At 65.5% G+C, this 12,700-nt stretch carries 12 protein-coding genes; 11 read left to right on the forward strand and 1 reads right to left on the reverse strand.

Features of this window, described 5'->3' with window-relative positions:
- Positions 1-107: 107 nt before the first annotated feature.
- The 10 genes from RND64_RS11120 (at position 108) to RND64_RS11165 (ending at position 10,553) form a co-directional block, all read left to right on the forward strand.
- Positions 108-299: a ubiquitin-like protein Pup gene (locus RND64_RS11120; protein WP_005202935.1), complete on the forward strand. Its 192-nt coding sequence runs from the start codon at positions 108-110 to the stop codon at positions 297-299.
- Positions 296-1,177, forward strand: coding sequence for a proteasome subunit beta (prcB, locus tag RND64_RS11125; RefSeq protein ID WP_049697375.1), 882 nt, complete (start codon positions 296-298; stop codon positions 1,175-1,177). The genes RND64_RS11120 and prcB overlap by 4 nt, the downstream gene beginning before the upstream one ends.
- Positions 1,174-1,974, forward strand: a complete 801-nt coding sequence (prcA, locus tag RND64_RS11130) for a proteasome subunit alpha (RefSeq protein ID WP_049697376.1) — start codon at positions 1,174-1,176, stop codon at positions 1,972-1,974. Before prcB ends, prcA begins: the two co-directional genes overlap by 4 nt.
- A gap of 44 nt (positions 1,975-2,018) precedes the next feature.
- Positions 2,019-3,377, forward strand: a complete 1,359-nt coding sequence (gene pafA / locus RND64_RS11135) for a Pup--protein ligase (RefSeq protein ID WP_049697377.1) — start codon at positions 2,019-2,021, stop codon at positions 3,375-3,377.
- 16 nt (positions 3,378-3,393) lie between these two features.
- On the forward strand, positions 3,394-4,380 hold the full coding sequence (locus RND64_RS11140; protein ID WP_049697378.1) for a helix-turn-helix transcriptional regulator: 987 nt from the start codon (positions 3,394-3,396) through the stop codon (positions 4,378-4,380).
- Entirely contained in the window at positions 4,380-5,345 is a 966-nt protein-coding gene (locus RND64_RS11145) for a helix-turn-helix transcriptional regulator (RefSeq protein ID WP_049697379.1), read from the forward strand. Before RND64_RS11140 ends, RND64_RS11145 begins: the two co-directional genes overlap by 1 nt.
- Before the next feature lie 46 nt (positions 5,346-5,391).
- Positions 5,392-5,664, forward strand: coding sequence for a Sec-independent protein translocase subunit TatA (gene tatA, locus RND64_RS11150; protein ID WP_049697380.1), 273 nt, complete (start codon positions 5,392-5,394; stop codon positions 5,662-5,664).
- A 20-nt stretch (positions 5,665-5,684) separates the two neighbouring features.
- A complete protein-coding gene (gene tatC, locus RND64_RS11155; protein WP_049697381.1) occupies positions 5,685-6,656 on the forward strand; it encodes a twin-arginine translocase subunit TatC in 972 nt (323 codons plus the stop codon).
- Between the two features lie 21 nt (positions 6,657-6,677).
- Positions 6,678-9,491 (forward strand): DEAD/DEAH box helicase, encoded by a 2,814-nt coding sequence (locus tag RND64_RS11160; RefSeq protein WP_049697382.1) that lies wholly within the window; start codon positions 6,678-6,680, stop codon positions 9,489-9,491.
- 201 nt (positions 9,492-9,692) lie between these two features.
- Positions 9,693-10,553, forward strand: a complete 861-nt coding sequence (locus RND64_RS11165) for a DUF4333 domain-containing protein (protein ID WP_049697383.1) — start codon at positions 9,693-9,695, stop codon at positions 10,551-10,553.
- Here the strand turns inward: RND64_RS11165 and RND64_RS11170 are convergent, their stop codons facing one another.
- Entirely contained in the window at positions 10,554-11,519 is a 966-nt protein-coding gene (locus tag RND64_RS11170; protein ID WP_200903205.1) for a 5'-3' exonuclease, read from the reverse strand.
- Between the two features lie 13 nt (positions 11,520-11,532).
- On the opposite strand from RND64_RS11170, the gene RND64_RS11175 reads away from it, so the two are divergent.
- A complete protein-coding gene (locus tag RND64_RS11175; RefSeq protein WP_049697385.1) occupies positions 11,533-12,693 on the forward strand; it encodes a M24 family metallopeptidase in 1,161 nt (386 codons plus the stop codon).
- Positions 12,694-12,700 lie beyond the last annotated feature (7 nt).

Here is a 12,700-nt window from a genome sequence, read left to right on the forward strand (position 1 = left end):
GGAAGCGACGAGCGGGTGAAGTACTCCTCGTCGCCGACGGCGAAGAGCGGTGACCACGGGTGCAGGCATCGTCGAGGCGGAGCCTCGGCAGAAACGAGGGAGTGCACATGGCGCAGGAACAGACCACTCGCGGCGGCGGTGGAGACGACGGCGAACTCGGCTCCGACGGCAGTGCCGGCCAGGAACGACGCGAGAAGCTCGCCGAGGACACCGACGACCTCCTCGACGAGATCGATGACGTGCTCGAAGAGAATGCCGAAGACTTCGTGCGCGCGTACGTGCAGAAGGGCGGCCAGTGAGCGAGAGATTCGGTTCACTGTCCCCGTCCGGTCCCACCAGAAGTTCCCACCCCACGTTCGGTGCCGACATCTCGTCGTTCACCGACTTTCTGCGGGTCAACGCACCCGACCAGTTGCCACAGGCGAGGGCTGAACGCATGGGCACCTTCACCTCGGCCACCGACACCTCGGAGATCCCGCACGGCACCACGATCGTGGCCGTGAGCTTTCCCGGCGGTGTGGTGCTCGCGGGCGACCGACGCGCGACGATGGGCAACCTCATCGCGACTCGCGATGTGCAGAAGGTGTACGTCACAGATGAGTACTCGGCTGCCGGCATCGCGGGCACGGCGGGTATCGCAATCGAGATGGTCCGGCTCTTCACTGTCGAACTCGAGCACTACGAGAAGATCGAGGGTGTCCCACTCACTCTCGACGGCAAGGTCAGCAGACTCGCCTCTATGGTGCGCGGCAACCTCGGTGCGGCGATGCAGGGCCTGGCAGCCATCCCGCTGCTCGTCGGCTACGACATCGACCACGACAGCCCAACCGAACGAGGCCGCATCTTCTCCTTCGACGTCGCGGGCGACCGGCATGAGGAGTTCGGCGGGTATCAAGCGATCGGCTCCGGTTCGGTATTCGCGAAATCGTCGTTGAAGAAGCTCTACCGTTCCGATCTCGACGCCGACTCGGCGCTCGCGATCGCCGTCGAATCGCTCTACGACGCGGCCGACGACGATTCGGCGACCGGCGGCCCCGACATCGTCCGCAAGATCTTCCCGACCGCCGTCGTCGTGAGTGCCGAAGGCGCACAAGAGGTTCCACCCGCCGACATCGAGGCGGCGGCTCGGGCGATCATCGAGCGTCGAGCCGCAGAGCATGAGGAGGCGCCGCGATGACCTTCCCGTATTACGCAAGTGCCGAGCAGATCATGCGCGATCGCTCGGATCTCGCGCGCAAGGGAATCGCCCGCGGGCGCAGCGTGGTCATCCTGACCTACGCCGACGGCGTGCTCTTCGTCGCGGAGAATCCGTCGAACACCCTGCGTAAGACGAGTGAGATCTACGATCGAATCGGCTTCGCCGCGGTCGGCAAGTACAACGAGTTCGAGAGTCTGCGCAAGGCGGGTATCCAGCTCGCCGACATGCGTGGGTACTCCTACGACCGCGCCGACGTGTCGGCACTCTCGTTGGCCAATACGTACGCGAACGCGTTGGGTTCGGTCTTCACCGAACAGCCCAAGCCGTACGAGGTCGAGTTGTGCGTCGCCGAGGTGGCGCGCTTCGGAAAGCCGAAGCCCTCGCAGTTGTTCCGTATCAGCTACGACGGCTCGATCGCCGACGAGACCAGATTCATCGTCATGGGTGGCGCCACCGACGCCATCTCGGCGGCACTCAAGGACAGCTACGAGTCGGATCTTCAACTCGCAGACGCCCTGAAGATCGCGGTGGATGCGCTCTCGACTCCGACCGAGGCGTCGAACGGAACGCCAACTGCGGCACGCGAATTGAGCCCCGGTGATCTCGAGGTAGCGATCCTCGACCGCAATCGTCCGAGGCGTGCGTTCCGACGGTTGACCGCTGCCGCGGTGGCCGACCTGTTGCCCGCAGCGGCAGCGGAGCCGACCGAATCGACAGCGTCGGACGGCAGCGGCGACCCGAGCGGCGATGCCTCAACTGATTCGGGCGCGTCCTGATCGTGCAACCGGTCGACGCAGGATTCCGCGGGTAGGGTTGAAGAGTGCAACGTCGAATCATGGGCATCGAGACGGAATTCGGTGTCACCTGCACCTTCCACGGCCATCGCCGACTGAGTCCCGACGAGGTCGCGCGGTACCTGTTCCGACGGGTCGTGTCGTGGGGGCGCTCCTCGAATGTGTTCCTCCAGAATGGCGCACGGCTCTACCTCGATGTGGGTTCTCATCCCGAGTACGCAACGGCGGAGTGCGACAGCCTCATCCAGCTCATCAACCACGATCGAGCCGGTGAATTGGTTCTCGAGGATCTCCTCGTCGACGCCGAACAGCGGCTCGCCGACGAAGGTATCGGCGGCGACATCTACCTGTTCAAGAACAACACCGACTCGGCGGGCAACTCGTACGGCTGCCACGAGAACTATCTCGTCGTTCGAGCAGGGGAGTTCTCGCGCATCTCCGATGTGCTGCTGCCGTTCCTCGTGACCCGTCAGCTGATCTGCGGTGCGGGCAAGGTGCTCGCAACGCCCAAGGCGGCAACCTTCTGCCTCTCGCAGCGTGCCGAGCACATCTGGGAGGGCGTGTCGTCGGCGACGACACGGTCGCGTCCGATCATCAACACGCGCGACGAGCCCCACGCCGACGCCGAGAAGTACCGGCGGCTCCACGTCATCGTCGGCGACTCCAACATGTCGGAGATGACCACCCTGCTCAAGGTCGGCTCCGCGGCACTCGTGCTCGAGATGATCGAGGCAGGGGTCGCCTTCCGCGACTTCGCTCTCGACAACCCGATCAGGGCGATTCGTGAGGTCAGCCACGACACAACCGGCACGCGCCCGGTCCGCCTCGCGGGCGGGCGGCAGGCCACCGCACTGGAGATCCAGCGCGAGTACCACGCACGTGCGGTTGAGCATCTGGTCAATCGCGCACCGGACCCCGAGATGGACATGGTTGTCGACCTGTGGGGTCGCATGCTCGACGCCGTCGAGGCCGACGACTTCTCCAAGGTCGACACCGAGATCGACTGGGTCATCAAGCGCAAACTGTTCCAGCGCTATCAGGACAAGTACTCGATGGAGCTGTCGGATCCGAAGATCGCGCAACTCGACCTCGCCTACCACGACATCAAGCGCGGACGAGGAGTCTTCGACCTCCTCTCCCGCAAGGGTTTGGTCACGCGCGCGACGACGGACGAGGCGATCAAGACCGCTGTCAACGAGCCGCCGCAAACGACGAGAGCCAAGTTGCGCGGTGATTTCATCTCCGCCGCGCAGAAGGCGGGACGCGACTTCACCGTCGACTGGGTTCATCTCAAGCTCAACGATCAAGCTCAGCGCACGGTGCTGTGCAAGGACCCGTTCCGCAGCGTCGACGAGCGCGTCGATCGCTTGATCGCATCCATGTAGCCGTAAGCTGCATGGCGTGGTTACGTCGAAAGTCGAGCGTCAGATCAACCTGGTGATCTGTCTGCTCTCGACCAAGCAATACGTCACCGCCGAGTACATCCGCCGCAACGTCTCCGGTTACCACGACCAGGAGCGTTCCGCCGAGGCGTTCAATCGGATGTTCGAGCGTGACAAGAACGATCTGCGCGACCTCGGCGTGCCTCTGGTCACCGGCCCTTCTCCGGAGAGCGGGATCGAGGGGTACCGGATCGACCCGGACTCGTACTCGCTGCCCGACATCACGCTCGACGAGCAGGAGGCCGCGGCGATCGCGATGGCCGCGGCGCTCTGGGACAACTCCGACGTCTCGACTATCTCGCAGACCGCCGTCCTCAAGCTCCAGGCGGCGGGAATCGATGTGCGTGCCGACGACGAGATCGGTGTCGCAGCGGTGTCACAGAGGTCCCTCGGGGGTGAGCAGTCGCTCACACCGACACTGGCAGCGATCGACGCGGGCCAGGCCATCACGTTCACCTACCGCGCGGGCGCGACGTCGTCGGGGGAGCGCCGCACGCTCGAACCATGGGGAGTGGTGACGCACCGGGGTCGCTGGTATGTCGTCGGCCACGACCGCGGTCGCGAGGCAACACGAACCTTCCGACTGAGCAGGCTTTCTGACGTCACTGCCATCGGCCCGGCCGGGGTGGTACACCGTCCGGAGCACACCGATCTGCAGCAGATCGTCGCCGACGCCGTCGATGCAGCCACCGGTTCGGATGGTCGCGCGGCTCGTGTCTGGGTGGCTACCGACCGTGCGGCAGGGCTTCGACGCCTCGCGACGTCGAGCACCCCTGCCTCGTTCGACGGCGAGGAGGGCGACGACCTGGTCATCGAGATCATGTCGCTGAGCACGCTGGCCCGGATGATTCTGGCCGTCGGCCCCGACGCCGTCGTCCGAGAACCGGCCGAACTGCGCGACCTCGTGATCACGGGACTCGATCGGATCGCCGGGGTGAACGCCTGATGTCGACAGCACAATCGCAGCGCTTGAGTCGACTGCTTGCACTTGTCCCATATTTTTCGACGCGTGGCGGTATCTCCATGGAGAAGGCCGCGCGCGATCTGGGGGTCACGCCCACTCAACTACGCAAAGATCTCGAACAGCTCTTCGTCTGCGGACTGCCGGGTTACTACCCGGACGACCTCATCGAGCTCGAGTTCTCCGAGGGGTACGTCGATGTCGGGTTCACGGCGGGAATGGACCGTCCCCTTCGACTGACCGGCGCCGAGGCGAGCGTGCTGTTGGTTGCCCTGCAGGCGCTCGTCGACATGGCGGGAGTCCTCGACCAGCAGGCCGCGCGGCGTGCGATCGCCAAGATCGAACAAGCCGTCGGCAAGTCTCTTCCCGCCGTCGCGACGGTCACCGACGACGACGATGACGAGAAGAACCCGACCTACGCGACGGTGCGGCGTGCCGTGACCGAAGGCCGCGCACTCGACCTCACCTACTACTCGGCGACGCGCGATTCGGTCAGTCAGCGGGTCGTCGACCCGATACGCCTGCAGGGGCTGAACTCCAACACCTACCTCGAGGCCTGGTGTCGCGGCAGCGAGGGCGTGCGCCTGTTCCGCTTCGATCGGATCGAGGCCGCGCAGCTGCGCGACGAGCCTTCGACGCCGCCGGCATCCGTGGCGGGCACGCAGCAGTCGGTGATTCTCGGCGATGACCCTGACCACAGGTCGGTCGACATCGAGATAGATCCGGAGCAGGCTTGGGTTCTCGACTACTACCGCATCGATCCGCTCGACGACGTCGTCGCAGACCGCGACACCCACGAACCGATCAGGGGCCGACTCGCGTACGGCTCACCGGATTGGCTGACGCGTTTTCTGTTGGGGTTCGGCGGGACGGTGCGCGTCGTCGATGATCGGGATATCGACGGCGCTGTGACCAGCGCCGCACAGCAAGCTCGGGCGCGCTATCGCTGAATGGCGCGGTACGATGACGATGAAGACAAGCGGAAGGTAAATCCTGATGGGTGCAATGTCGTGGTGGCACTGGCTGATCGTGCTGGTGGTAGTGCTACTGCTGTTCGGCTCCAAGAAGCTTCCCGACGCGGCGCGCGGTCTCGGCCAGTCGCTGCGGATCTTCAAGAGCGAGGTACAGGAGATGCAGCGCGAGGGTGATTCGACTCCTCCCAAGACCACCGCGTCTCCCGACGAAGCGACACCGCAGCGCGAGCTCCCGTCGTCGGACGCGAGCACCACTGCGCCATCCACCCCGGATCACACCAAGAAGTCGGCGTAGCCGCTCACCGGGACACCTGAGTGCGGATTCCATTCGACCCGAGGTACCGCAAGCGCAAACTCAACCCCGACGGCACCATGCCGCTGGTGGAGCATCTGTTCGAGCTGCGTACCCGACTGCTCATCTCGATGGCCGCGATCGTCGTCACGACGATCATCGGCTTCGTCTGGTACTCCTACGGAATCTTCGGTCTCCCGACGCTCGGTGACCTGCTCCGTGAGCCGTACTGCTCGCTGCCTGCATCGTCACGAGCGACGCTGACCGCAGACGATTCCTGCCGCCTGCTCGCGACGGGGCCTTTCGACCAGTTCATGCTCCGCCTCAAGGTCGCATTGACCACGGGCATAGTGCTGGCCTGCCCGGTGTGGCTGTACCAGATCTGGCAGTTCGTCACTCCCGGACTGCTCGAGAAGGAACGCAAGTACGCGATCTCGTTCGTGTCGGCGGCCGCGGTGCTCTTCATCGCAGGCGCTGTGCTGGCGTATCTCGTCGTTGCGAAGGCATTCCACTTCCTGCTGACCGTCGGCAACAACGTGCAGGTGACCGCGCTGGCGGGCGATCAGTACTTCGGATTCATGATCCATCTGCTCATCATCTTCGGCGTGAGTTTCGAGCTGCCGTTGCTGATCGTCGCACTGAACACGGTTGGCGTGCTGCGGTACGAGCGCCTCAAGGCGTGGCGTCGCGGATTGATCTTTGCCCTCTTCGTGTTCGCAGCCATCGTGACCCCGGGCCAGGATCCGTTCACCATGCTGGCCCTGGCCCTCGCTTTGACTGTCCTGCTCGAGGTAGCGATTCAGTTCTCGCGATTCAACGACCGACGGCGCGACCGGAACACACCGGACTGGGCGTCGATTCCCGACGACCAGGCGAGCCCACTGCCCGACGTCTCGCCGCGACCGCAACCGTCGACCGTCGGAGCACCCTCGCCGGTCTCAGAGCAGGGACGCACCTCCGTGCGCGACGCCGCGACCTTCGACGATGTCCTCTGACCCCGATGTGTTCTGAGCCCGATGTCTGCTGACCACACGGAGTTCGACCGCTTCGCGGCGAGCCTCTCGTTCGAGCTCGACGACTTCCAACGGCTGGCGTGCCACGCGCTCGAAGACGGTCAAGGCGTGCTGGTGTGTGCACCGACCGGAGCCGGCAAGACGATCGTCGGCGAGTTCGCGGTGCATCTCGCACTAGCCGACGGAACGAAGTGTTTCTACACGACTCCGATCAAGGCGCTGAGTAATCAGAAGTACGCCGATCTCGTCGCTGTTCACGGCAGACAGAACGTCGGGCTCCTCACCGGCGACAGCTCGATCAACTCCGACGCTCCGGTCGTGGTGATGACCACCGAGGTCGTCCGCAACATGATCTATGCGAATTCACCTGCTCTACAGGGACTCTCGCATGTGGTGATGGACGAGGTGCACTTCCTTGCCGACCGTTTTCGTGGTGCGGTCTGGGAGGAGGTCATCCTCGGGCTCGATCCGTCGGTGCGGGTGGTGAGCTTGTCGGCGACGGTCAGCAACGCCGAAGAATTCGGCGACTGGATTCAGACTGTCCGAGGCGAGGTCACCGTCATCGTCGACGAACATCGACCGGTGCCTCTCCAGCAGCACATGCTCGTCGGCTCGCGCATGTTCGACCTGTTCGACCCCCACCGCGACGGTGGCAAGCCCCAGGTCAACCCCGAACTCAAACGCTATATCCGACACCGAATGCTCCTGGCAGACGACCGCGACAGCGGTCGCGGACACGATCGACGTTCCGGTCGCGGGCGACCACGCCAGACCCGCGGTAGAGGACCCGGCGCCCTCTCACGTCCGCAGCTCGTCGCTCGCCTCGATCGCGAAGGCTTGCTCCCCGCAATCGGATTCATCTTCTCGCGCGTGGGGTGCGACGCCGCCTTGGCCCAATGCCTTCGGTCGGGACTGTCGTTGCTGACACCCGAGGAGTCGAGTGCCGTCGACGAAGTCATCGACCGGCACCTCACCGAAATCGCGCCCGGTGATGCCGACGTGCTCGGAGTCGACGAGTGGCGGGCAGGTTTGCGGCGTGGGTTCGCCGCCCATCACGCGGGCCTCCTCCCGACGTTTCGTCACACGGTGGAAGAACTCTTTGTGCGAGGACTCGTGCGCATGGTGTTCGCCACCGAAACCCTCGCGCTGGGTATCAACATGCCCGCCCGCTCAGTGGTTCTCGAGCGCCTGGTCAAGTTCAACGGAGAGTCACACGTCGATCTGACTCCTGGTGAGTTCACCCAGCTCACCGGACGCGCCGGGCGCAGGGGCATAGACGTCGAGGGTCACGCCGTTGTCGTGTGGACGCCCGAGCTCGTTCCCGAACAGGTCGCAGGCCTCGCGGGGGCCCGCACGTTCCCGCTGCGCAGCTCATTCGCGCCCGAATACAACATGGCGGTCAACCTGATCGGTCGTCGAGGACTCGCGGGGTCACGTGAGTTACTCAACAGGTCGTTTGCGCAGTTCCAGGCCGACCGTTCCGTCGTCGGGCAATCCCGCAAGGTCGACGACATGTACCGCCGACTACGCAAACTCGACGTCGAGCTCGCCGGAGCCGCCGACAAACGCGGCATCGAGCCCGGGACGATCACCGCACTCGACGACGACCCGTCCGACGGCGCGGATGATGGGTCGGACTCGTACCGAGGCTTTCTCGGCTACGTCACGCTGCGTGAGGAGATCCGCAGACGGGAGCGGGATCTCAAATTCCGCAGCCGTGTGGCAACGCAGGAGTCGACGGTCGCCGACCTCGCCGGCCTCAAACGCGGACATGTCATCGGTGTGTCATCGGGGCGCCACCGCGGACTCGCCGTCGTGCTCGAGGCCGCGAGCCAACCGGCAGATCCCAAGCCGCTGGTACTGAGCGAGGACGCCTGGTGCGGCCGCGTGGGTACACGTGATTTCGTGAATCCGCCGGAGGTGCTCGGCCATATGCGGCTGCCCAAGAATCCCGACCGCAGGACCGGACGCGGTCGGCGCGATCTGGCATCGGCACTGCGGTCGACAGGGATCGAGATGCCACGGGGACGCCAGAAGAAGCGGGCGTTGGCGGCAGACGACACCGAGTTGGCCCGAATGCGCCACCAACTGCGGGCTCATCCCGCCCATCAGCTCGACAACGGCGACGACCTGTTCCGGCTCGCCGAGCAACGCAACCGGCTTGTTCGGGACATCGTGTCGGCGGAGCGCTCGATCAGCGAGCGAACATCAACACTCGGAGTGACCTTCGACAGGATCGTCGGCGTGCTCACCGAACTCGGTTACGTCGAGAGTGATCGCGGTGAGGTGGTGGTCACGCCCACCGGTCAGCTCTTGAGCCGGATCTACAGCGAGAGCGATCTCCTCGTGACCGAGTGCATTCGCGCCGGGATCTGGGACAGACTCGGACCGCCGCAACTCGCTGCGGTCGTCGCAGCGATGGTGTTCGAATCGCGCCGCGACAGTCACGCAGGTGCCGACGCGATGCCGGGAAACGTCGACCTGCGGACTGCGATAGCCGAGACCCTCGACATCTGGGGCCAGGTCACCGACGTCGAACGGCGTCACGGGGTGTCGCCGACACGCGAACCCGACACGGGGTTCTCCGTCGCCGTGTCGTTGTGGGCGTCGGGTCGGTCGCTGACGGAGTCGTTGGCCGCCGCGGGCGAACGCGGCACGCTGCTCTCACCCGGCGACTTCGTTCGATGGAACCGGCAGGTCGTTGATTTGCTGGAACAGATCCGCCTCGGTGTAGGCGACGACGCTCCGCTCGCCCGTTCGGCACGCGCAGCGGTCGGAGCGATCAGACGCGGCGTTGTCGCTGCCGAACTCGGTTGACGTAGCAGGAGTGCGTGGGCGGTTCGACGTGATCGGGAGTCGTCGACCGCCTGACCGACGAGTCCGATTCGCTGGGGTAACCTTCACTTCGCATATCGGTCGGCGACGACGGCGGGGGAGACGCGCGTCGCGCCGCGATACCGTGACCGTTCGACACTGCACACCGGTGCACCATCGCCGGGACGATCGAGAGAGAGACGCATGAGTCATCCGTACGATCCCAACAACGCCGGTGACCAGTCGTCCCCCGGGGGCCAGTCGCACGAGGCCGATCAGCAGGGGCAAGGCTCGGCGCAACCTCCTCAGTATGGTCAGCCACCGCAGTACGGGCAGCCGGGCCAGCCCCAATATGGACAACCGGCGCCGTACGGCCAGCAGCCCCAGTACGGGCAGCCCGGCCAGCCCCAATACGGACAACCAGGGCAGTATGGCCAGCCCCAGTACGGGCAACCAGTGCCGTACGGCCAGCAGCCCCAGTACGGGCAGCCCGGCCAGCCCCAATACGGGCAACCGGCGCAGTACGGGCAGCCGCAGCCGGGTCAGCCCCAGTACGCCCAACCCCAGTACGGTCAGCCGCCGCAGCAGGGCCAGTATGGCCAGCCAGCCCAGTACGGCCAGCCGGGACAGTACGCACAGCCGCAGCAGGGTCAGCCGGACTACGGTCAGGGTCAGCCGCAGCAGCCCGGCCAGCAGGCCGATCCGTTCTCGTCCATGGCGGCGTCAACAACGTCGGGATCGTCAAACCGTAAGCGCACAGTTATTTTCGGCGGCGTCGGCGCTGCGGTCGTGATCGCCGCGATCCTGCTCATCACCGCCTTCGCATGGCCGGGCTGGGCACCGAAGACGCTCGACCAGAACGCGGTTCAGGACGGCGTGAAGCAGGTCCTGACCAAGGACTACCAGGCGAGCGACGTCTCGAACGTCTCGTGCCCGTCGGGTCAGAGCGTGAAGAAGGGCAATTCTTTCAGCTGCTCGGTCACCGTCGGAGGCCAGAAACAACAGGTGAAGGTGACGATCCTCGACGATGACGGCAAGTACGAGGTGTCGCGTCCGACGAGCTGATCAGCGCGCCGCAAGCTCCCACCCGAGCGCGTCGGCGAGCCTGCCCACCGACGCACCGATACGCAGCTCGTCGATCAGGTCGGCGAGTCGCTCGGGGTCGGCGGGCGACGACGGCAGGTGATCGTCATCGATGCTCTCCACCGTGGGCGCATCGGTGCGCACCGTCACCACTGTCCGTGCGGCACGGAGGTAGTCCGTCGAATCACGCAGTGCCGACCGCACGCGCGGAGTGAGCGTCGACGACGGGTCGTCGGCTGCGGCCTCGAGCGCGTCGAGATCGCCGTAGGCGGTTATCAGCTTCGCGGCTGTCTTGTCGCCTATCCCTGCCACGCCGGGCAGCCCATCCGACGGGTCACCGCGCAGCATCGACATCTCCGCGTAGGCCGTGCCGGCGCGGTCGACGGGCACGCCGTATCGCTCGGAAACCTCCTCAGGTCCCATCAGCTCGGCTTTCGCCAGTCCGCGTCCGACGTAGAGCACGCGCACCGGAACCGGGTCATCGGCCACCACCTGAAGCAGATCCCGGTCGCCGCTGACCACGATCACGTCGTCGTCGGCTTCGATCGCGGCGAGTGTGCCGATCACGTCGTCGGCTTCGCACCCCGGTGCTCCCGATGTCGTCAGTCCCGCGGCGGCCAGCACGTCGAGGATCATGTCGACCTGTGGCGTGAGGGTGTCGGGAACCTCTTCGATGTCGGGTTCGTCTCGACTTCCGTCACCGGAATGCGGCGCCTCCTGCGCCACCCGATGGGCCTTGTACGACGGCAGCAAGTCAGTACGAAACGCCGGACGCCAATCGAGGTCGAGGCAGACGACGAGGCGGGTCGGATGGTGTTGGGACACCAGAGAAGCGATTGTGTCGACGAATCCACGGACCGCGTTCACGGGCCGTCCGTCGGCGGCGGTGAGCTTCTCGGGCAGTGCGTGAAACGAGCGGAACCACAGGCTTGCGCCGTCGAGCAACATCACTGATCCTGGCATGTCTCAACTCTGCCATCCGCGTAGGCTTCGACTCGTGACCGCCACTGCAGAAGAGCGTTTCGACGCCGAGGTGTACCGCCGTCGCCTCGCACGGGCCGCTGTGCTGACCGGCAAAGCCGGACTCGACGCCCTCATCGTTTCTCCAGGACCCGACCTGCGCTATCTCACCGGTTCTCGCGCCGACACCTTCGAGCGTCTGACGGCGCTGGTGATCCCGGCATCTGGAACCCCTCGACTGGTGATCGCTCGACTCGAGCTCGCCTCCGTGCGCGACTCCGCGGTCAGCGAACTCGACATCGACGTCGTCGACTGGGTCGACGGCGATGACGCACACGCGCTTGCCGTCGCCGGGTTGCCGACTCCCGCTGCCGTCGCGGTCTCCGAGTCGATGCCGGCGCTCCATCTCGTGCCGATCGCAGATCGTCTGGGAGCCACCCCGACCCTTGCGACGCCGGTGCTCCGTCAGATGCGAATGATCAAGGACGGCAACGAAGTCGACGCTCTCCGACGCGCAGGCGCCGCGATCGACCGGGTGCACGCACGCATGGGCGAGTGGCTGCGTCCGGGACGAACGGAAGCCGACGTCGCCGCCGATATCGCCGAGGCGATCGTCGCGGAGGGACACACGGAACCCGAATTCATCATTGTCGGGTCGGGTCCCAACGGCGCCGATCCGCACCATGAGCAGTCCGACCGGGTGATCCAACCCGATGACATCGTCGTGATCGACATCGGCGGACCGGTCGAACCGGGCTACAACTCCGATTCCACCCGCACATACTGTTTCGCCCAGCCGACCGACGAGAGGGCACGTGCGTACGCGGCGCTCGAGCTCGCCCAGCGGACCGCGGTCGCAGCGGTGCGGCCAGGAGTGAGCGCCGAGAAGGTCGACGCGGCGGCGCGTGAAGTACTCGTCGACGCGGGGTTCGGGGAGAACTTCATTCACCGCACCGGCCACGGCATCGGGCTCTCCGTTCACGAGGAGCCCTACATCGTCAGCGGCAACGACCTCGTCCTCGAGGCCGGGATGGCGTTCTCGATCGAACCTGGCGTCTACTTCCCAGGGCAGTGGGGCGCGCGGATCGAGGACATCGTCATCGTGACCGACGACGGCTGCGAACCGGTCAATGTCCGCCCGCACGAATTGCGGGTGCTGTAGACCCGGG

The organism is Gordonia sp. w5E2 (assembly GCF_036540975.1).
GTDB lineage: Bacteria > Actinomycetota > Actinomycetes > Mycobacteriales > Mycobacteriaceae > Gordonia > Gordonia jacobaea.

What these genes read in the sequence shown, in the direction of transcription:
- RND64_RS11165 (WP_049697383.1), top strand. Translation starts at nt 9,693, where the DNA reads ATGAGTCATCCGTACGATCCCAACAACGCCGGTGACCAGTCGTCCCCC.
- RND64_RS11145 (WP_049697379.1), top strand. Translation starts at nt 4,380, where the DNA reads ATGTCGACAGCACAATCGCAGCGCTTGAGTCGACTGCTTGCACTTGTC.
- prcA (WP_049697376.1), top strand. Translation starts at nt 1,174, where the DNA reads ATGACCTTCCCGTATTACGCAAGTGCCGAGCAGATCATGCGCGATCGC.
- RND64_RS11170 (WP_200903205.1), bottom strand. Translation starts at nt 11,519, where the DNA reads ATGTTGCTCGACGGCGCAAGCCTGTGGTTCCGCTCGTTTCACGCACTG.
- RND64_RS11175 (WP_049697385.1), top strand. Translation starts at nt 11,533, where the DNA reads ATGTCTCAACTCTGCCATCCGCGTAGGCTTCGACTCGTGACCGCCACT.
- RND64_RS11120 (WP_005202935.1), top strand. Translation starts at nt 108, where the DNA reads ATGGCGCAGGAACAGACCACTCGCGGCGGCGGTGGAGACGACGGCGAA.
- tatA (WP_049697380.1), top strand. Translation starts at nt 5,392, where the DNA reads ATGGGTGCAATGTCGTGGTGGCACTGGCTGATCGTGCTGGTGGTAGTG.
- RND64_RS11160 (WP_049697382.1), top strand. Translation starts at nt 6,678, where the DNA reads ATGTCTGCTGACCACACGGAGTTCGACCGCTTCGCGGCGAGCCTCTCG.